Source organism: Bacillus paralicheniformis (assembly GCF_001042485.2).
In the GTDB taxonomy this organism is placed as follows: Bacteria; Bacillota; Bacilli; order Bacillales; family Bacillaceae; genus Bacillus; species Bacillus paralicheniformis.
On the sequence record NZ_LBMN02000012.1, the window covers coordinates 232254 to 250824 of the forward strand.

The 18571-nt window shown below is 48.3% G+C and carries 13 protein-coding genes; 6 read left to right on the forward strand and 7 right to left on the reverse strand.

Annotated elements, in window-relative coordinates:
* Nucleotides 1-34: 34 nt before the first annotated feature.
* From addA to modA, 4 genes are all read right to left on the reverse strand, one after another.
* Nucleotides 35-3721: a helicase-exonuclease AddAB subunit AddA gene (gene addA, locus ACH97_RS10310; protein WP_020450870.1), complete on the reverse strand. Its 3687-nt coding sequence runs from the start codon at nt 3719-3721 to the stop codon at nt 35-37.
* Entirely contained in the window at nt 3708-7208 is a 3501-nt protein-coding gene (gene addB / locus ACH97_RS10315; RefSeq protein ID WP_048350703.1) for a helicase-exonuclease AddAB subunit AddB, read from the reverse strand. Before addB ends, addA begins: the two co-directional genes overlap by 14 nt.
* A 109-nt stretch (nt 7209-7317) precedes the next feature.
* On the reverse strand, nt 7318-7974 hold the full coding sequence (modB, locus tag ACH97_RS10320; RefSeq protein WP_009328900.1) for a molybdate ABC transporter permease subunit: 657 nt from the start codon (nt 7972-7974) through the stop codon (nt 7318-7320).
* An 8-nt stretch (nt 7975-7982) separates the two neighbouring features.
* Nucleotides 7983-8741, reverse strand: a complete 759-nt coding sequence (modA, locus tag ACH97_RS10325) for a molybdate ABC transporter substrate-binding protein (RefSeq protein ID WP_048350708.1) — start codon at nt 8739-8741, stop codon at nt 7983-7985.
* 240 nt (nt 8742-8981) lie between these two features.
* On the opposite strand from modA, the gene ACH97_RS10330 reads away from it, so the two are divergent.
* The 4 genes from ACH97_RS10330 to ACH97_RS10345 all read left to right on the forward strand — a co-directional run bounded on the left by ACH97_RS10330 (nt 8982) and on the right by ACH97_RS10345 (nt 12876).
* Nucleotides 8982-9422 carry a ferritin-like domain-containing protein gene (locus ACH97_RS10330; protein ID WP_048350704.1) on the forward strand — a complete coding sequence of 147 codons (441 nt, stop codon included), beginning with the start codon at nt 8982-8984 and terminating at the stop codon, nt 9420-9422.
* A 123-nt stretch (nt 9423-9545) separates the two neighbouring features.
* On the forward strand, nt 9546-10187 hold the full coding sequence (locus tag ACH97_RS10335; RefSeq protein WP_048350709.1) for a response regulator transcription factor: 642 nt from the start codon (nt 9546-9548) through the stop codon (nt 10185-10187).
* Nucleotides 10184-11551: a HAMP domain-containing sensor histidine kinase gene (locus tag ACH97_RS10340; protein ID WP_048350705.1), complete on the forward strand. Its 1368-nt coding sequence runs from the start codon at nt 10184-10186 to the stop codon at nt 11549-11551. The genes ACH97_RS10335 and ACH97_RS10340 overlap by 4 nt, the downstream gene beginning before the upstream one ends.
* A gap of 83 nt (nt 11552-11634) precedes the next feature.
* Nucleotides 11635-12876 carry a cell wall-binding repeat-containing protein gene (locus ACH97_RS10345; protein WP_057957832.1) on the forward strand — a complete coding sequence of 414 codons (1242 nt, stop codon included), beginning with the start codon at nt 11635-11637 and terminating at the stop codon, nt 12874-12876.
* Nucleotides 12877-12976: 100 nt separating this feature from the next.
* On the opposite strand, the gene ACH97_RS10350 is transcribed toward ACH97_RS10345, so the two are convergent.
* Nucleotides 12977-14659, reverse strand: coding sequence for an ABC transporter substrate-binding protein (locus tag ACH97_RS10350; RefSeq protein ID WP_053073136.1), 1683 nt, complete (start codon nt 14657-14659; stop codon nt 12977-12979).
* 115 nt (nt 14660-14774) lie between these two features.
* Between ACH97_RS10350 and ACH97_RS22850 the strand changes: the two genes are divergently transcribed.
* Complete coding sequence (locus ACH97_RS22850; RefSeq protein ID WP_048350706.1) at nt 14775-15977, forward strand: MDR family MFS transporter; 1203 nt, start codon at nt 14775-14777, stop codon at nt 15975-15977.
* Nucleotides 15978-16051: 74 nt separating this feature from the next.
* Nucleotides 16052-17671 (forward strand): AMP-binding protein, encoded by a 1620-nt coding sequence (locus tag ACH97_RS10360; RefSeq protein ID WP_057957833.1) that lies wholly within the window; start codon nt 16052-16054, stop codon nt 17669-17671.
* Nucleotides 17672-17715: 44 nt separating this feature from the next.
* On the opposite strand, the gene ACH97_RS10365 is transcribed toward ACH97_RS10360, so the two are convergent.
* Entirely contained in the window at nt 17716-18285 is a 570-nt protein-coding gene (locus ACH97_RS10365) for a manganese catalase family protein (protein WP_023856600.1), read from the reverse strand.
* A 21-nt stretch (nt 18286-18306) separates the two neighbouring features.
* Nucleotides 18307-18570, reverse strand: coding sequence for a spore coat protein CotJB (locus tag ACH97_RS10370; protein WP_020450859.1), 264 nt, complete (start codon nt 18568-18570; stop codon nt 18307-18309).
* Between the last annotated feature and the right edge of the window lies 1 nt (nt 18571).

Here is an 18571-nt window from a genome sequence, read left to right on the forward strand (position 1 = left end):
CCCCCGAAATCGTCAGGGGGACGCCGGTTTCATATTAAAATAAGAGCACATGTCCTCCGTCAAAAAAGTACAGTGCACGCCCTTTGAGCGGCATTTTAATCATCGTTTCAACGGCTCGTGCATAAAGCTGAATTTGTGTTTCGTAACGCTTCCTTAAAATCGGTTCGGCCCCTTCGAATCCGTTTCGGTACTTTCCGTGTATCCGGTCGGTTTTGTAATCAAGAAGGTAAAAACCGTCCTCCGTCTCGAATAAACAATCGATAATTCCCTGTATCAATACAGTTTCGTCGGCTGACTCAAGATCAGGATAAACCTCTTTGGCGGACAGCGTCATGTTAAAGGGAACTTCCCGTTCGACGCGGCGGGCGCCGAGAAGCTTTTGTCCGATTTCCGTATCAAAGAATGCGAGAATATCGTCTTCCTCAATCGCTGCCCGCTGGTCTTCTGTTAATAGCTCTTTCTCAACAAGCCTGTCTAGGAGGCGGCTGAGCTCATTCATTTCAAGCGCACGGGTCAGCGGAATATGCTGCATGACGGTGTGCATCGCCGTCCCTCGTTCGGCCGCGGTCAGGCCTTTTGCCATCATAAAGGACGGCCGTTTAAACAGGAGAGCATCCTTAGTTGGGCGAATCAGCGAGCGGTCGCCGTACTCATACTCCTTCTGCCTTTTCATTTCTGAGACAGACTGTTTTGTTCGGACTTTGGCGGCGTCTTTGTATGGATATGACCATGTCAGCCTTTCTCTGACTTGTTGCTCATACTCAAACGAACCATCGATCGGAAGCCCCATTTGAATTTGGGAGAGCCGGCCGTGTCTTTCTTCACCGGCCTGATCAATATCTTCTGCTTGAAGATCCGCGGCCGACAGCCAGCTGACCTGAAAGCGCGCCGGATGTTCACGGATCTCATCAATCACCAGCGGCGCGCCGGATTCATCCATATCTCTGTGTCTCATCAAAGCAGGTCCGATGAAATCCAGGTAAGATTTCGCCTGAAACCGTTCATAATCCGGAAGCAGCCACTCAGACCCCGCCGCTTGTGACCGCCAGTCGGCAAGCAGCTTTTCTTTATCCTTAGCCGTCCCGACCAGGTACAGCTTTTCCTTGGCCCGGGTAAGAGCGACATACAAGACGCGCAGCTCCTCTGATAAAAGCTCGCGGCGGAGCTTTTTCTTCATCGCGATCAGCGGCAGCGTCGGATAGCTGATCCGCCACTTCGGATGAATAAACTTCGTTCCGAAACCGAGTTCTTTATCCAGCAGATAAGACTTGTTCAAGTCCATCATATTAAAATTCCGTCCGAGACCGGCGGTAAATACGACAGGAAATTCAAGCCCTTTGCTTGAGTGGATCGTCATCAGCCGAACAACGTCTTCCTGTTCGCTCAGAGCTCTTGCCGTTCCGAGATCATCACCCCGCTCCTGCATCCGCTCAATAAACCTTAAAAAGCGGAACAAACCGCGGAACGATGTCGCTTCATAGGATCTTGCCCTGTCGTAAAGCGCGCGCAAATTGGCCTGTCGCTGTTTTCCGCCCGGCATTCCGCCGACATAATCCAAATACTTCGTATCCCGGTAGATTTCCCAGATCAGCTCTGCCACAGAGTGGTTTTTCGCATACGCTCTCCACTTTTTGAGCAGGGCGTCAAAGCGGCGAAGCTTTTCGCTGAGCCTTTCATCGCCATCTGCTGCAGCAAGGTATGCTTTCATCGCTTCGTAAAACGGCGCTTTTTTATCCTTGATTCTGATCAAGGAAAGCTCATTTTCATCAAGACCTACAACAGGCGATCTGAGAACGGACGCAAGCGGGATGTCCTGATAAGCATTATCGATGATTTTTAATAAAGACAGTGTGACCGATACTTCTGTCGCTTCAAAATAACCCGTTGAGAGGTTCGCGTATACCGGGATCCCCTGCTGTTTAAACTCGTCCATAATTTGCGGCGCCCAAGGCATCGACCGCAAAAGCACCACGATATCACGGTACTGGATGTTCCGTGACGCTTTCGCTTTGGCATCATATACTTGAAATTTTTCTGTTATCAGCCTGCGGATTTGTCCGGCCATCGCTCTTGCTTCAAGCTGGACCGCCTCAAGCTCTTCAGCCTCTTCATCCTGCGCGCCGCTCTGGTTTTCGATGAGCAGAAGCTCCGTTATTGTCGCTTTGTTCGACGGATAAGACGCGCCAAGCTTCAATTCGGCCTGTTCGTCATATTCGACTTCCCCGACCTTTTCTCCCATGAGCTGCTTGAATAAAAAGTTCGTGCTGTCCAAAATATCTGAACGGCTTCTGAAGTTTTTATTTAAATCGATTTTTTGACCGGAACCCGAGCCATTGTCTGTAAAGCGTTTATATTTCGAGAGGAACAAAAGCGGTTCTGCCAGGCGGAACCGGTAAATCGACTGCTTGACATCGCCCACCATAAACAGGTTCCCCTCATGCTCCTCTTTGGCGACGAGCTTTAAAATCGCTTCCTGGACCAAGTTCGTATCCTGATATTCATCAACAAGCACTTCATGGAACTGATGGCGGTAAAACTTCGCCGCTTCGCTCGGCACGGCTTCGCCGGCTTGGTTTTTCCCGGATAAAATCGCAAGGCAGTCGTGTTCAAGGTCTGAGAAATCGACGATCGCTTTTTCCTTTTTCGCGTCCGCAAACCGCTTGCCATACTCCAACACGAGCTGGACGAGCGTCTGAATGACCGGCTTCATTTCCCTCAAGCTCTCAAGGTGCTGCTCGGGAGTTCGCATAAAATAATCGCTTTTCAGCTTTTCAAGTTGCTTTTTCGCGCTGTTGCGGAGATCTGCGGCCTCATCAACCAATCGAGGATCGTACGCATCTCCTTTGCACGGCTTCAATCTTTGAAACGAAACGGCCGGTACAAGCTCGTACAGAGCCGAAAAATCATTCTGCTGCTGAATCAGCCTGTCAATCTGCGCTAAATCATCGAGGAAATTTTCGGCGCGCGGCGCAGGCCCCCTTGGCTGCTTTGTCAAATCAAGCGCACGCGTCAGCTTTTGCCGCATCCCCTCCAGAACGAGTGCGATGTCTTCTTTAATGTAAGAATAAAACGGCAGAGCCTCAACTTTCGTATCTGAAGCCGCGTCATACAGATCAACAAATGTGTGAAGCCAGCCTTCCGGATCGGGATGCGAACGGGAAAACTCGTAGACCCGCTTGACGAGATGCTGCAAATCGAGGTCATGACGGTCTGTCGTATATCTGTCCACAAGTTCAAAAAAGGCCGGATCTTGCTTTTTGTATTCTTCTTCAAACAGCTCGTCCAGCACCTCATCGCCAAGCAGCTCGCCTTCCGTCTGATCGGCGATCCGGAAAGCCGGATCAACATCGATCAAATAATAGTATTTGCGGATGACTTGAAGACAGAATGAGTGCAATGTTGATATGCTCGCTTTGTTTAATAAAGCAAGCTGTCTGCGCAAATGAAGCGATCCCGGATTTTCGGCAAGCTCTTTTTCGAGCGCTTCGCCGATCCTGTGCTTCATTTCAGCCGCAGATGCATTCGTAAAGGTGACGACAAGCAGCCTGTCGACATCTACGGGATGTTCCTGATCCGTTATTTTCCGAATGATCCGCTCAACCAGCACGGCCGTTTTTCCGGAGCCGGCCGCTGCCGCAACTAAAATGTCCCGGCCGGATGAGACAATCGCCTTCCATTGGTCATCAGTCCAATTGCTGCCCTTCGGTTTAGAAATCTCCATCTGTCTCATCCTCCTTTTTCAGCCGCTCCAAAATCACGTTGTCTTTTTCGGGTTTTAATATCCGGTATTCGTTTTCCTCAAGCGATTCGTCAAACTGGCAGAATGACCGGTACGAACAATATGTGCACGGTGTCCGGTCTTTTAGCTTGTAAGGCTCGATCGACACTTTACCGTCTGTGATCTCCTCGCCGGCCTTCTGAAATGTCCGGCGGATATGGCGCCTTAATACATGAAAATCCTCTTCTGCAATAACGTCAGAGTCCGAACGGAGCGAGCCGTCTTTTTTTAAGCCTGCGCTGATCATGTTCGACCTGCCTTGTTCCAGCGTGGTATCCATCAGCTTGACCGCTTCCTGGTCTCCCAAGAGCAGCCCTTTCATCTTGAACTTTTTGAAAATCTCTTTTTCTATTTCATCAAGGCCGAGCGGCACTGAAGCCTGGATCATCGGATCGTGCACATGAAAATAAAGCACGCCTGCAGGGGATGCCTCCATGCCGAGCCAATCGGTTGAATGTGTGATCGACAAATCGAGATATGTCAGCATTTGCAGGGCGAGGCCGTAATACACCTCGGCCAAATCGAGGCCTTTATCGCTTGATTTATAGTCGACAATCCTAAGCAGCAGCCCTTTTGAGCTCTCCGCTTTATCCACTCTGTCGATCCGGCCGACAAGCTCCATTGTGCAGCCGTTCTTCAAGGTAAAACGCATTGGAGGAAGCGGACCTTTCCCCCCGAATCCGAGCTCGATGCCGACGGGGGCAAACCCGCTTGCTTTTGCATGCTCGCTTAAAATGCCCGATACCCTGGCAATGATTTTTTGCAGCTTCTGCTTCACGTAATGATGACGGTTCGAACTGAGCAAAATCTCTTTTTGCAGCTTTGGCGCGAGCCGTTCAACTGCATCGCTTGACAAAGTCTCGCATTGGGCTTTCGTTAAGTCGCGCCAATCCAGTTTAAGCTCGTGAAGCCGATCTGAAATCAGCTTCAGCGCCGAGTGGAACAGCTGACCGATATCCGGAGCTTCAAGCTTGAAAAATTGACGTTCCTTCAGCTTTAAACCGTGCGAAGCAAAATGGGAAAACGGACAGGCTTTGAACGTCTCCATCCGCGACACGCTTCCCTGAATGTGCTCCCCATATAAATCGCGGCTCACATGCCGGTTCAAGTTTTCGACCTTGTTTCTGAAAAACAGGCTGGACAGGATATTTTGAGAAAAGATGCGGTCAGGCTCATTCATTAAAAAGTTGTATGTACTCCACCATACATCGCTGATCGCATACTGCCTCGTCCAAATGCCGAGCTGCCCTGCCAAATGGCTCAAGGCGGCGCCTTTATTCACGAGAAATTCAAGCTGGGCTTCGTCGTCCAGCTGCTCGGGTTCATGAATCAGCATCTTCTCTTCGCCGTCCGGGAACAGCTCATTCAGCCGTTTCACTACTGTTGAAGGAAGCAGCGTCTTCCCTTCCGAATCTGCGATCGGATAGGAGACATAGAGCTTTTCAGACGGGCTGGAAAGCGTCATATAGATCAGAAAATTCTCATCCAAGAGCTGCTCTCGACCCGTCGCAGCCAGCTGTGCGCCGTTTCGTTTCAGCCACTCCCGGTCATCGTCTGAAAGCACGCCGTCGTCCGCAGGCCTCGCCGGAAGTATACCGTCGTTTACACCGATGAGAAATGTGCATTTCGTGCCGTACATCCTTGAAAGGTCCATATTGCCGATAAACACTTGATCAAGAGCGGGCGGAATCAGCGCGAATTTCAAAGACTCCAAGCCGGTTTCAATCATTTGCTGAAATAAAGCAAACGATATCCGCTCTGTGCCCATCATTTCAACAAACTCGTCCAACAGTTGAATAACGGCATCCCATACTTGCTCATGCTGGCGCGACTCTGCAATCCTACCGCTTTCTTCGGCCAGCCGCCTTTCCTGTTCAAGCTTCATCGGAACATCGGCTTCTTCAAGATAAAGGTAAACGGCTTCGGCCATTTCCCTGACGGTTTCAGCTTTTTTCAAGCGCTTCTGCAGCCTGTGGATCGGTGGAACGATCCAGCCCTTTAGTTCATTGAGCATATTTTCCGTTTCAATCTCTTTGTCTGTCTTGGCAAAATCCTCATCCAGTGAAGCGTACCTTCTGTAAACAAACGGATCTTTGCTTGTCCATCTGTCTCCTTTAATGCCATACGCAATACAGTAGTTTTCAAGCTGGTCAATCTGTTCGCGCAGCCGTTCCTTCGGCTGTCCTTCCGGGAATAAAAGTTCCGTTTTGACACAGCGGAACACCGCTTCATACCGCCAGTTTCCTTTAATGATATCAAGCGTCGAACGGATCAGCTCAATGAGCGGATGATTTTGCATCGATTCCTTGCCGTCTATGAAAAAAGGAAGTTCACAGTCTTTAAAAACTTCTTTTATCGTATCTTTATAATCTTCAACATTGCGGGCAATAACGGCGATATCCCTAAGCCTGAAGCGGCCCTGGCGAATTAAAGAATGAATCTCGCGCGCAATTCCTTCAATCTCGGTTCTTCTGTTCGACGCCTGCATGATGCGGAGCGATTCCGTCGGTCCGCGATACGGTTTTGCAGGACGCTCGTCAAAATAGCGTTCAAGGTGCCGGAGCTCCGAATGTTGCTGGTGCCGTTTCGTTTCTTCCAGCCGCACTTCTGACGGATCAAGGCCAAGTTCCTTCGCCTTCTGGTAAAGGTCATAGTACGCCTTCCCGGTCATTCTGAACAGATGGAGATCATTCGGGCTGTTTGCCGTAAACGGCTTATCCGCCGTCAGCGAAAACGTGATCTCTTCGGCATGTACCATCAGCTGTTCTAGTACGCTCATCTCCTGAGGCGTGAATTGGTGAAATCCGTCAACGTAAACGGCAGCGTTTCTAATCTCTTCCGCATACGGAATCTGTTCGGCTAAAAGGGTCAAATAATCTTCAGATTGAACATATTGATTCTCCAGATTTTCCTCAAGCTTGCTGTACAAAATATATAAGTCGTGCAATTTATCGGAAAGAATCCGTTCATCTTCGTATTCCGACTTGCCTGTCCCTTCCATCATATCCCGGATGCTTTGAGGCGGCAGACAGTGCCGTTTAAATTCGGTCAGCATCCGTTCCACCTGCTCCGTAAATCCGCTTTTATCGCTTGCGTTTTGATAGACTTTAAACTCGCCCTTATGCTCTTCAATCAGTCTCCGCAGCAGCATCTGAATGCCCGTTCCCGTCAAGAACGGCCGGTTCATGCCTCCGGTGTGTTGGAGCACTCGCCAGGCAAGCCGTGAAAAACTGTACACTTGGGCGCGGATGGTGCCGCCCAAATCTGGTGTTTTGCTAAGCTCGTATTCCATTAAAAACGTCATTTGATCCGGGACTAGAAAAATGATCGGTTTTCCGAGCGGTTCATCGCGAAGTTTTTCTCTGATTTCATTCAGGATAAAGGTCGTTTTCCCACTCCCGGATCTGCCTGATAAAAATACTGCTCCCACTAAGCCCGTCTCCTTTCTGTTTCTTACTCTTTATTCTATCGAAACATCCGCAAAATAACCATTCTCCAAAACTGTGAAAAAACCGTATGAGCACTTGCACCCCATACGGCTATTTTTGCTTGAACTGCACAAAAAACAGCATCAAAAACGAGATGATCGCGATAGAGGCGACCCACATCCATGCCAGCGTCATATTGCCCGAATCGATCGCCAAGTATATCGCCGTCGGCACCGTCTGCGTCACCCCCGGGATAATGCCCGCAAACATCAGCGTTGCGCCAAACTCGCCAAGCGCCCTCGCAAAGCTGAGCACAATCCCCGTCATGATTCCATTGGATGCAAGGGGAACGGTGACAAAGAGGAACACCCTCCATTCGTTTGCTCCGTCAACCCTCGCTGCATCCTCGATGTCGCGGTCGACAGCCAGAAATCCGGATTTTGCAGACTGATACATTAACGGGAACGCGACAACCGCCGCGGCGATCACAGCTGCCCACCAGGTAAAAATAACCGGCGCTTGAAACACGTTTTCAATCAAGCGTCCGATCACGCTCTGCCTTCCGAAGATCACAATTAAAAAAAATCCGACAACGGTCGGCGGCAGAACGAGCGGCAGCATCATCACCGTCTCGATAATGGACTTGCCTTTAAAGTTTCTGTTCGCCAGGAGCCTCGCTGCAGCAGTTCCAAGCAAAACGGCGATGATGCCCGCTGCGGCTGATACTTGGATGGAAATTTCAATTGGGGATAAGAACTCCTCAAGCATAACGGCGGTCAGCCCTTCTTAAATCCGTACTTTTCCATCGCCTTGACGGCTTGGTCGCTTTGCAGGAATTGATAAAATTCCTCAGACTGTTCCCTGTGCTTTGTATTTTTCACAATTCCGAGCGGATAGACAATCGGTGTATGCAGATCGCTTTTCGCCGTCTCTACGGTCTCGACCTGATCTGATGAAAGGGCGTCCGTCCGGTAAACGATTCCGGCATCCGCGTTGCCTGTTTCGATATAAGAAAGGACCTGCCTTACATCTTTGCTGTAGACGACTTTAGATTGCACTTTAGACCATACGTCAAGGTTCGTCAACGTTTCTTTTGCGTATTTTCCGGCTGGCACTGATTCAGGTTTGCCGATCGCAATTTTTTCGACTTTGTCATCCGCCAAATCCTTGAAGCTGTTGACATGCTGACTTTTTCCTTTCGGCACGATCAGCGCCAGACTGTTTTCGACCAGCTTGACAGAGTCTTTTTTGTCAATTAAACCTTGATCAACTACTCTATTAAATTTGTCTTCAGCAGCAGAAAAAAACAAATCAGCAGGAGCGCCCTGTTCGATCTGCTGCTGCAATGCACCCGATGAACCAAAATTAAACTTTATGGAGACATTCGGATGATCTTTCTCATATACGGAGGAAAGTTCCGCTAATACATCTTTGAGACTCGCAGCCGCGGAAACCGTAATTTGAACTTTTTCAGACTTCCCCTTGGCTGATCCCCCTTTTTCCGCCTGGCAGCCGGCGAACAACACAACCGACATCAAGACGGCCACGGCCGTCAATATTACCTTTTTCAATAGTCTCACTCCATTTTGATATGTATATCACCAATTCGGCACTAACAACCATTTTACGTCAAACTTCATTTTTTTAAAATAGATTGTACTCACCGCACATCATTTTGACACATGTTCGAGGCTCAAACTTTACCATAGGCACATGCAAGCCATCACATACATATAATGGCAGGACGTCAAATATAAAGTGTTGAGGTGAAAAACATGTGGTATGTTCAGCCGTATCTTCCCGCATATCCCGCCAGGCAAAACGACAGGCTGGTCAAAGATCTTGAAAAAGCGATAAACGGAGAGCACAGCGCGGTCGTCTGCTACCAAAAAATCGCCCAAAAGGCGCCGGATTCCGAAACAAAAAAGCAGATTTTAGAAATCAGAGAAGATGAAATCCGCCACTTTAATGTGTTCCTAACATTTTATACGTCTCTTACCGGCCGAAAGCCTGACATTTCCATTACGGAACCTTGTCCGGAACAGTATCGAAACGCGCTGGAGTCCGCATTTAAAGACGAACAAGAAACGGTTGATTTTTATTTGGACATCGCAGACTATGTGAAAGACCGGGCGATACGGGAGGCGTTCAAGCGCGCGGCAGCTGACGAACAAAACCATGCAGTCTGGTTTTTATACTTCTTGTCAAAGAGGTGATCCCGTTCCTCCCGCCTTGATCAATATACCCTTATAGGGTATATTTTTTAAGTAGCGGACTTTTATTTTGACTAAAGAGGTGCTAAAACATTGAACGTGCTGCTTGTAGATGATGAAATCCGGATGCTCGATCTGCTGGAGCTTTATTTAGAACATTATTCATGCACAAAAGCCGCCACCGGAAAAGAAGCCCTGGATTTAATAAAAATGAGCCATTTTGATCTTGTTATTCTCGATATTATGATGCCTGAGATGGACGGATGGATGATTTGCCAAGAGATCCGAAGATTGACAAGCGTTCCGATTATCATGCTCACCGCTAAAAACGGGCAGGATGACATTGTGCGCGGACTGAACTGCGGCGCAGACGATTATTTAACAAAACCGTTCAGCGAAAAAGTGCTGCTTGCCAGAATAGAAGCCGTCCTGCGCAGAACCCGCCGGTTTCATGAAATCCGGTTCCGCGGTTTAATCTGGAATAAACAGCATCATACCTTGCATGTCAATCAACGGGAAATCGGCATTACGCCAAGTGAATTCGATCTGCTCGGAACGCTCTTAAACCACACGGATCAAGCGCTTTCGAGAGACCAATTGATTGAGAACATCTGGGGGTTCAACTCTGATATCGAGGCCCGAACCATCGATTCGCACATGAGAAATTTGCGAAACCGATTGAAAAAAGCGGGCTTTCCGGTTGAAGATCATCTCCGGACCGTCTACGGCGTCGGCTACAAATGGACAAGCAAAGTAACCGGCGCATGAAAAAGATTTCATTTAAGCTCGCAGGTTCATTTTTCATTTTAATCCTTTTCATCGAAGCCATCCTTTTTGCGGCGCTGTATACAACGATTATCAACACAAGAATAAACGAAGAAATCCGCGCGCTCCAACTAAGGGGCAACAGCCACAGAGACGTCCTCGAAAAACATTTTGACAAAAGGACGATAGACCACGTCACCCTGATGGAAACCGAAGCCCGGACAAACGTGATCATAACGGACCAAAATAGACGCGTATTGGCGCAGTCTGCCCCGGGAGACATGACGGAACACCTTCATTTCGAAGAAAAAAACATCCCGAGGAAAGGGACCGCTTTATCGTCCCATTGGAATACATCAAAGTACATTTGTACGATCAGTCCGATCATGAACGGGCGGAAAACGGCCGGCTACGTCTTCATGTATTTGGAGACCTCCTCGATAAAATCCTTGGTGACAAGCATTACGAAGCGGTTTTTCCTCAGCTTCGGCTTAACCGGCGTCTTAACGGCCGCAGCTATTCTTTGGTTCAGCCGTGTATTAGCGAAGCCGATTATTAAACTGAAGGAGGCAACCGAAGGCATCAAAAACGGTCAAGCTTCGATTCCGCTTGATATCAAAAGGAACGATGAACTCGGCGAGCTCGCCGCATCGATCGAAAGCCTTTCTTCAAATCTCAGCAGGCTTCAAAAAGAACGAAACGATTTTCTGTCAAGCGTCGCTCATGAGCTGCGGACTCCGATCACATATATAAAAGGTTACACAGATGTCGCGATGAGAGATAAACTCGATCCACAAGCCAGAAATCAGTATTTGTCGATCATCAAAGAGGAAGCGGACAATTTAAACACCCTTGTTGACGATTTATTTTTGCTGACAAAACTGAAACAGCCGGGATTTCAAATCAGTAAGAAACAGGTTCACCTGCACACATTCATAAAAAAAGAAGTTCAGAAAGCGGCGGTCGCTTTTTCAGAAAAACGAATCAGCCTTTCATTCGACATCCCGACGGCTCTTTATGTCTCAGTCGATGAAGTCCGTTTTTCACAAGTGGTCTCAAATTTGCTGAACAACGCCCGCCAATACTCCGATCCTGATTCAACAGCGGTCGTCACCGCAGCAAAAGCAGAGGACCAGGTCAAGATTACGGTAGCGGACGAAGGCTGCGGCATTCCGGAAGAAGAACGGGATTATATTTTTGAGCGCTTTTACCGGGTCGATAAGTCGAGATCCAGACAAACCGGCGGTACCGGGCTGGGCCTGGCCATCGTGAAAGAAATCATCGAGCTTCACGGCGGGCAGATTGCAGTGAAAAACAGAACCCCGAAAGGAAGCGAATTTATCATCACGCTGCCTTCTAATGTGTAACAAATGTCGAGATGTCTGCACCAGTTTTGCACATTTCCCGGGTATACTACTCAGTAATCTGAACCAAAAAGGAGGAAAACACCATGAAATTGAAATCCGGTTTACTTTTTGTCATGCTTGTTTTCGCGCTTCCGCTCGCAGCATGCCAAAATTCCGGCTCGGGAAACACGGGCGGACATGAGGAGCATCATACGAAGAATCATTCGGAGATGAAAGAAAAAGACGCCGCTTCTCTTCCGAATGATTTCAATAAGCGGGCGGAAGAAGGGCTTCTGGTGAAAAACACAAAGAACACGACAAGACTTGACGCAAATACACCGGAAGAAATGAGCATCAAAACCTCTCAAACGATATGGCCGGCCACTCATAAACAAAACAGGCCGGGCGCAGTGATTTTAGTTTCGGGCGGATCATGGCAGGCAACTCTTGCATCAGCTGATCTGATCCATCACCCGAATAACGGACCTGTTTTAATCGCAGAAAAAGGGAAAATCTCCGGGCAGATTCAGAATGAAATCAAGCGCTTGAACCCGACGGGCACTTCAGACGGAACGCAAATCATGGCTGTCGGAGAGTTCGAGTCAAAAGCGCTTCAAGCTTTGAACTCTTTTAAAATAAAAGAGCTGAAAGGGAAGAACGAGGCTGATCTGGCAAAAGAGATTGACAAAGAATACGCGGATGCAGCCGATGAGTATCCGAAAAGCGTTATCATCGGATCATCTGAGGAAGATGCGGAACTTTATTCGCTCCCGGCTGTAAACTGGATCGCCCACATGCCTGAGCCGATCCTGTACGTGAACAAAAAAGGCATTCCCGAAGAGACGGCCGCAGCATTAAAGAAAAGGGACGGCAAAGCAAACATCTATATTCTCGGCCCTAAAAAAGCCGTTTCAGAAAAAACGGAGGATGCATTAAAGGAATATGGAACAGTCAAAAGAATTTCCGGAGATACGCCTGTCGCAAATTCGATTGCGTTTGCGAAATTCAGCGATAAAAACACCGGTTTTGGGTGGGGAATCACAGATCCGGGACACGGACTGTCGTTCGCATCAACGGCCGCGCCCGAGCTGGCGCTTGCCGGAGCGCCATTTTCCCATTTGGGAAAACACGCTCCTCTGCTTTTACTCAAAAATGGACAGGCAGACAGTACGATGTACAGCTATTTATCCGAGATCGAGCCTTCTTTTCGGGACAGACCGCAGGACGGCCCTTATAACCATGCATTCATTCTCGGATCAGAAAATGAGATTTCATTTCGAACGCAAGGCGTTCTTGATGACATATTGGAAATTAAGTCAGTGGATGGAGGACATTCCGGTCATTAAGAAACACAATGGAGGGGCTCTTACAGAAGAGCCTCTTTTTTGTACCAGATGCCGTAAAAATCAATCCATCCTTCTTCGTTAAGCACAATGCCTTGAATGGCTACCCCGCTTTAACGCGAATATTGTTTTGATATAGCGGAATCGTGTAAACCTCTTCTGCCAAGGCGCGGTCCGCCTCACACAGAAGGCTGATCCGCTTGGAATGCTCATCAATGAAACGAAGCTGATCCCTCATCAAGGCGGACTTCCTCTGCCATTCCCCCGGCATATGGACGTGTAAAAAGCTGTTTTCCGTTAAAAGGAGGTGAAGCCAGCTCATTTCTTCCGAACGTCCGAATGTCGCACTGTCGTGAATCAAATCGGCTTTTGCGATCACTTCTTCCTTCATGAGCTCATCCGCTTTCATATAACAAACCTCTAGTGCGATGCCGTACCGCCTGCACCTCTTTTGGATCCATGACGCATCCTCCCGGTGATCCGGTTCGGAAAACGTATAAAGCCGAAGCGGATCGCCTTTGTAATGGCCTTCCATAAGCAGCTTGCCGATGTCGTCGTCCCCGTATTCAGGCGGAAGATCCCGGTTTAGAAAGCCTCCCGCCGGAGCCGTCCGTTGTCCGGCTAATTCACTGACCATATGTGAAGGGGAAATGATTTGCCGCAAAGCCTTCCTGAACGCCTTATGCTTGAGAGGCCCCGATTTGTTTGCATTCACCGAGATGTACTGAACATTCCTTTCCTCGTGCCATTCATCGAAAACCTGACTTTGTTCTTCTTTTTCCATATAAAAACCGTAGTCGACAAGAGAAAAATTGCCATCCATATACCATAGTTCGATCCGGTCTAAAAAAGCCCGCCCTTGAAAATATCGCTCATGCGCTTCAAGCGCGAGAATCCGGTCATCCCGGCGGACAAGTCTGAAAGGACCCGTCCCGATCAACAGTCCGTCATTCTGATGGCGGTTTAAAATAGACAGCCTTTCATCGCAAAGATGATGCAAAAACAGCGAGTTTTTTGCCTTTAAACAAATATCAAAACTATATTCATCCCTGACCGCAACATTTCCGATATCCTCTGCGAGCCATTTGCATTTATTTTCATCATCCAGCATAAAACGCTCAAACGAGTATTTAACATCCTCAGCTGTCAATGTTGTGCCATCATGGAAATAGATCCCTTTCCTCAAATAGAACGTCCACGTTTTTTGGTCGGCGTCACATTCCCAGTGGTGGGCAAGATGCGGCATAAAACCTCCTTCCTTTTCATTAAAACGGATCAATGTATCACATACCTGCTTAACGACATGGCTCTCTGAACGCAGATAAATACGGCACGTATCAAGACGCTTAAAATGCTCTGGCTCCATCGCGGTCATGAGCCTCAGCACATCTTTTTGCTTGCTGCCCTCCGATTCGGTCTGAAAGCCGAAAACGCGCTCAAGCCACTCTTTATATGACGGCAATGCGTCCGGACACGAATGCTGATATGCTTCGAGAAGGTGTCTCGCCCGGTCGATTTTACCTTCTTTCGTATCATTTTTCGCCGTTTCAAGCAGCAGTTCACAAGGTTCTTTTAAAAAGCGGATTTCTGATTTGTTTCCTCTCCCCCTTCCCCTTTTCCAAGCAATCCACTGCAAACCTTCAAGTTTCGCTAAAATCAGTTTTGCGTTCCTCGGTGTGCAATACAGAATATCCGCGATTTCACTGACTGAAATCTCTTCTGCCTCCCCTTCGCTTTCGCATTTAATTCCCGCGGTAAGTTCCATGTAATGTTCGATCGATTTCATCTCCGTTATCCCCCTCTTTATAAAAGGGGAAATTTCTCCCCTGGTTTTCTGTCCTTTTTACTGATGATTTTCCATTTTACACTAATTGCACTGCTATGTTGAAGGAGGATATGAAATGAACCGTTTAAAACAAAGGTACGGTTCTCCCGTGCTGATTTGCTTCTTCGGAGAGTTCCTGACCGGAATAACGGGAGCCATGCTGGCCCCTTTCCTCCTTTTTTATCTGTATGATGTGCTTGGAACCGGCATATTGCCGGTGATGCTCGTCATCGGAGCAAGACCGCTGACCGAGGTCGCGGTGACGCTTGCCGCAGGTGGACTGACGGATCGGATCGGAAGACGGAAGGTGATCCTGGCGGCGCTCGCCTTTCAGACCGTCTCTGCCGCCGGTTTTATGATGGCAGATCACATTTGGCTGTTCGCTCTTTTTTATGTGCTGAACGGCATTGGGGGAGCTTTGTACATCCCTGCGCAGCGGGCCCAAATAACGGACAGCACCGAAAGCGGGCGTCGCTCTGAAGCGTTCGCTGTCCTTCATGCCATTGAAGGGTTGGGCGCAGCGGTCGGTCCGGCCGCCGGACTTGCAGTCTATTCCTATCAGCCAAGCCTGATGTTCGGCTTTCAGGCATGTGCGTTTTTTCTGTATTGGCTTGCTGTTTATTTTAAAATGCCCGAGGTATGGCGGTCAAAAAGGCAAAAGGAGATTTTGGAGAGGGAAAAACTTCTTTCCGCAAAAAAGGTATTTTTTCAGCACCGTCCGGTTCTGTCCTTGATGTTCTTGTCGGTCCCCGTCAGCCTGTTCTATGCTCAACTGGAGTCAAACTACCGCCTTTATCTCGAAACTCTTTTTGAAGATTTCCTATTCACCTTGACTGTTTATACAGTGTGCCGCGCCCTTCTTAGCATTACGATGCAAATTCCGCTTGTCAAATGGACGGAAGGACTGAACATCCAAACGGTCGTTTCCATATCATATGTATGCTACGCTGTGGCAGCGATTGGTTTCGCTTTTTCATCATCGATCTTTTGGCTGCTCTCGACTGCCGTTTTATTTACGGCGGCAGAAAGCATGCTGCTGAATCACATGCAAACCTTTGTCTCGCGCCTTGCTCCCGATCATATGCGGGGCAGATATTTTGCATTTTTCGGCCTGCATTGGGATATTTCCCGGACAATCGGTCCTTTTTTAGGCGGGATGATGTTCATCAAGTTCGGCGGGGCAGCGCTATTTCTTGCTATTGCAGGAATCGTGGCTGCCGGCGGACTTGCACAATACCGAACAGTATTAACATTATCTTCCTGGCTAAGAAAAAACTAATTCTTTATAGTACCTGGTACTAGAACAAAGTGCTATAATAGAAACAGTTTTTATTCGGGAGGCAAGGAGGCATTATGATTACATTAAAAAAACAAACGATCGGCGGGCTTTTAAAATCAACCGCCGGCCGGTTTCCGAATCATGAAGCGGTTGTATATTCTGAGCTCGATTTAAGATATTCGTATCAGGAGCTTGTTGAAGAAACCTCTAAAATTGCAAAAGGGCTGCTCGCGCTCGGCATTCAAAAAGGAGAGCATGTCGCCATCTGGGCATCCAATATACCGGAATGGATTCTGCTCCAGTTTGCGACGGCAAGAATCGGCGCTGTGCTCGTCACCGTCAATACAAGCTATCAGGCGAGAGAACTTGAGTACTTATTGGAACATTCCGATTCCACCACCCTCTTTCTAATGGACGGCTACAAAGGGACATCCTATATCGATATGGTCGACGAGATCATAAAAAATCCGGAAAAGCTGCCGAAGCTGAAAAATCTCGTCTACCTTGGCAAGAATAAAGTCCCTGAACATATGACGGCTTTTGCCGACATCGCCAAACTGGGCGAAACGGTCTCTGATGCCGACCTTTTCGAAAGAGAGCAATCACTCACACACGATGATGTGATCAATATGCAGTATACGTCGGGAACAACAGGCTTTCCAAAAGGTGTTATGCTGACTCACTACAATATCGTCAATAATGCGGCGATCGTTGCCGACAGAATGGGGCTGACGAGCGAAGACAGGCTGTGCATTCCGGTTCCTCTGTTTCACTGCTTCGGCTGTGTGCTAAGCACGCTTGCCTGTGTCGCGTCAGGCGCGGCCATGCTGCCGATCATCGAATTCAAACCGGACATCGTCCTGCAAACGGTCGAAAAAGAGCGATGTACAGGACTGCAGGGTGTGCCGACAATGTTTATCGCCGAGCTCACCCACCCCGATTTTGCAAACTATGACCTATCTTCATTGCGGACCGGGATCATGGCAGGCTCCCCGTGTCCTAAAGAAGTGATGAAAAAAGTGATGAAGCAAATGAATATGACGGATATCACAATCGCATACGGACAAACGGAGTCTTCACCCGTGATTACGCAGACAACGGTCACCGACACGATCGAACGCCGCGTTGAAACCGTCGGTAAAGTGCATCCGCATGTAGAAATGAAAATTGTGGATCCTGACACGGGGGAAACGCTCGGCCCGGACGAGCAAGGTGAACTGTGCACAAGAGGATACCTCGTCATGAAGGGATACTATAAAATGGACGAAGCCACCAAAAAGGTCATTGATGAAGACGGCTGGCTCCATACCGGCGATTTGGCCGAAATGGACCGGGACGGATACGTGAGGATTACCGGCCGCTTAAAAGATATGATCGTCCGCGGCGGTGAAAACATATACCCGCGTGAAATAGAGGAATTCCTTTATGAACATGAGGATATTGTCGATGTACAGGTTGTCGGCGTTCCTGATGAAAAATACGGGGAAAAAACGGCGGCCTTTATTAAATGCAAACCGGGCAAAAAGCTGACGCTTGAAGATGTCAGAGATTTTTGCAAAGGACAGCTTTCATATTACAAAATTCCGGAGTACGTATTTCTGATCGACGAATACCCGCTGACCGCTTCCGGAAAAGTCCAAAAGTATGTGCTTCGCGACCGCGCAGAAGAGCTGCTTGCGAGCCCTGTGCAGTAAACAAAAAGCCGAAAATACCAATCGTATTTTCGGCTTTTTGCTGTTTAAAATACTTTTTTACTGTCGCGCTCTTCCTTCAAAATTTCGACAGCTTCGCGGAAGCGCTGTGAATGAACGATTTCCCTTTCCCGTAAAAATGCCAGCCCGTCATTTAAATCCGGATCATCCGACATGTCAATCAGCCATTGATACGTAGCCCTCGCTTTTTCTTCAGCCGCTATATCTTCATATAAATCGGCAATCGGATCGCCTTTTGCCTGGATGTATGTAGCGGTGAACGGAACGCCGGCAGCGTTATGGTAAAACAGGGCTTTGTCATGGTCTGCGTAATGATCGCCGAGCCCGGCTTCCTTCATCTGTTCGGGTGTCGCGTCTTTTGTTAATTTATATACCATCGTCGCAATCATTTCAAGGTGAGCAAACTCTTCCGTACCGATGTCCGTCAGCAGTCCGACGACTTTGTCAGGAATGCTGTAGCGCTGGTTCAAATAGCGAAGCGCCGCAGCCAATTCGCCGTCCGCTCCGCCGTATTGCTCAATCAAAAATTTGGCAAGTCTCGGATTGCATTCTCTCACCCTAACAGGATACTGCAGTTTTTTCTCATAAAGCCACATGAACCTGACTCCCTTCCTCTATTAAACTTGCCACGGCCAGGGACTTTTTTTCCAGCTCCAATAGGATTCCGTCTGATCCGGGCTCCCTTGCGTCAAAGGGCCGTATTTTGATTCAAACTTCGCTTTCAGTTTTCTTGAATATCCGGCATACTGGTTGTATTGTCTGATGGCGTCGGTATCATCGGGATGTGTATCAAGGTAAAGCATCAGCTCAACGATGACAAAATCGACGGCCTGAATTTCATGGAGCCTTTGATAATAGTCTTGCGGTAAAGAGTTCGTCACC

Excerpts from the sequence above, each read along its gene's own strand:
- addA (WP_020450870.1), bottom strand. The coding sequence starts at position 3,721 with ATGGAGATTTCTAAACCGAAGGGCAGCAATTGGACTGATGACCAATGG.
- modB (WP_009328900.1), bottom strand. The coding sequence starts at position 7,974 with ATGCTTGAGGAGTTCTTATCCCCAATTGAAATTTCCATCCAAGTATCA.
- modA (WP_048350708.1), bottom strand. The coding sequence starts at position 8,741 with ATGTCGGTTGTGTTGTTCGCCGGCTGCCAGGCGGAAAAAGGGGGATCA.
- ACH97_RS10330 (WP_048350704.1), top strand. The coding sequence starts at position 8,982 with ATGTGGTATGTTCAGCCGTATCTTCCCGCATATCCCGCCAGGCAAAAC.
- ACH97_RS10335 (WP_048350709.1), top strand. The coding sequence starts at position 9,546 with ATGCTCGATCTGCTGGAGCTTTATTTAGAACATTATTCATGCACAAAA.
- ACH97_RS10340 (WP_048350705.1), top strand. The coding sequence starts at position 10,184 with ATGAAAAAGATTTCATTTAAGCTCGCAGGTTCATTTTTCATTTTAATC.
- ACH97_RS10345 (WP_057957832.1), top strand. The coding sequence starts at position 11,635 with ATGAAATTGAAATCCGGTTTACTTTTTGTCATGCTTGTTTTCGCGCTT.
- ACH97_RS10350 (WP_053073136.1), bottom strand. The coding sequence starts at position 14,659 with ATGAAATCGATCGAACATTACATGGAACTTACCGCGGGAATTAAATGC.
- ACH97_RS22850 (WP_048350706.1), top strand. The coding sequence starts at position 14,775 with ATGAACCGTTTAAAACAAAGGTACGGTTCTCCCGTGCTGATTTGCTTC.
- ACH97_RS10360 (WP_057957833.1), top strand. The coding sequence starts at position 16,052 with ATGATTACATTAAAAAAACAAACGATCGGCGGGCTTTTAAAATCAACC.
- ACH97_RS10365 (WP_023856600.1), bottom strand. The coding sequence starts at position 18,285 with ATGTGGCTTTATGAGAAAAAACTGCAGTATCCTGTTAGGGTGAGAGAA.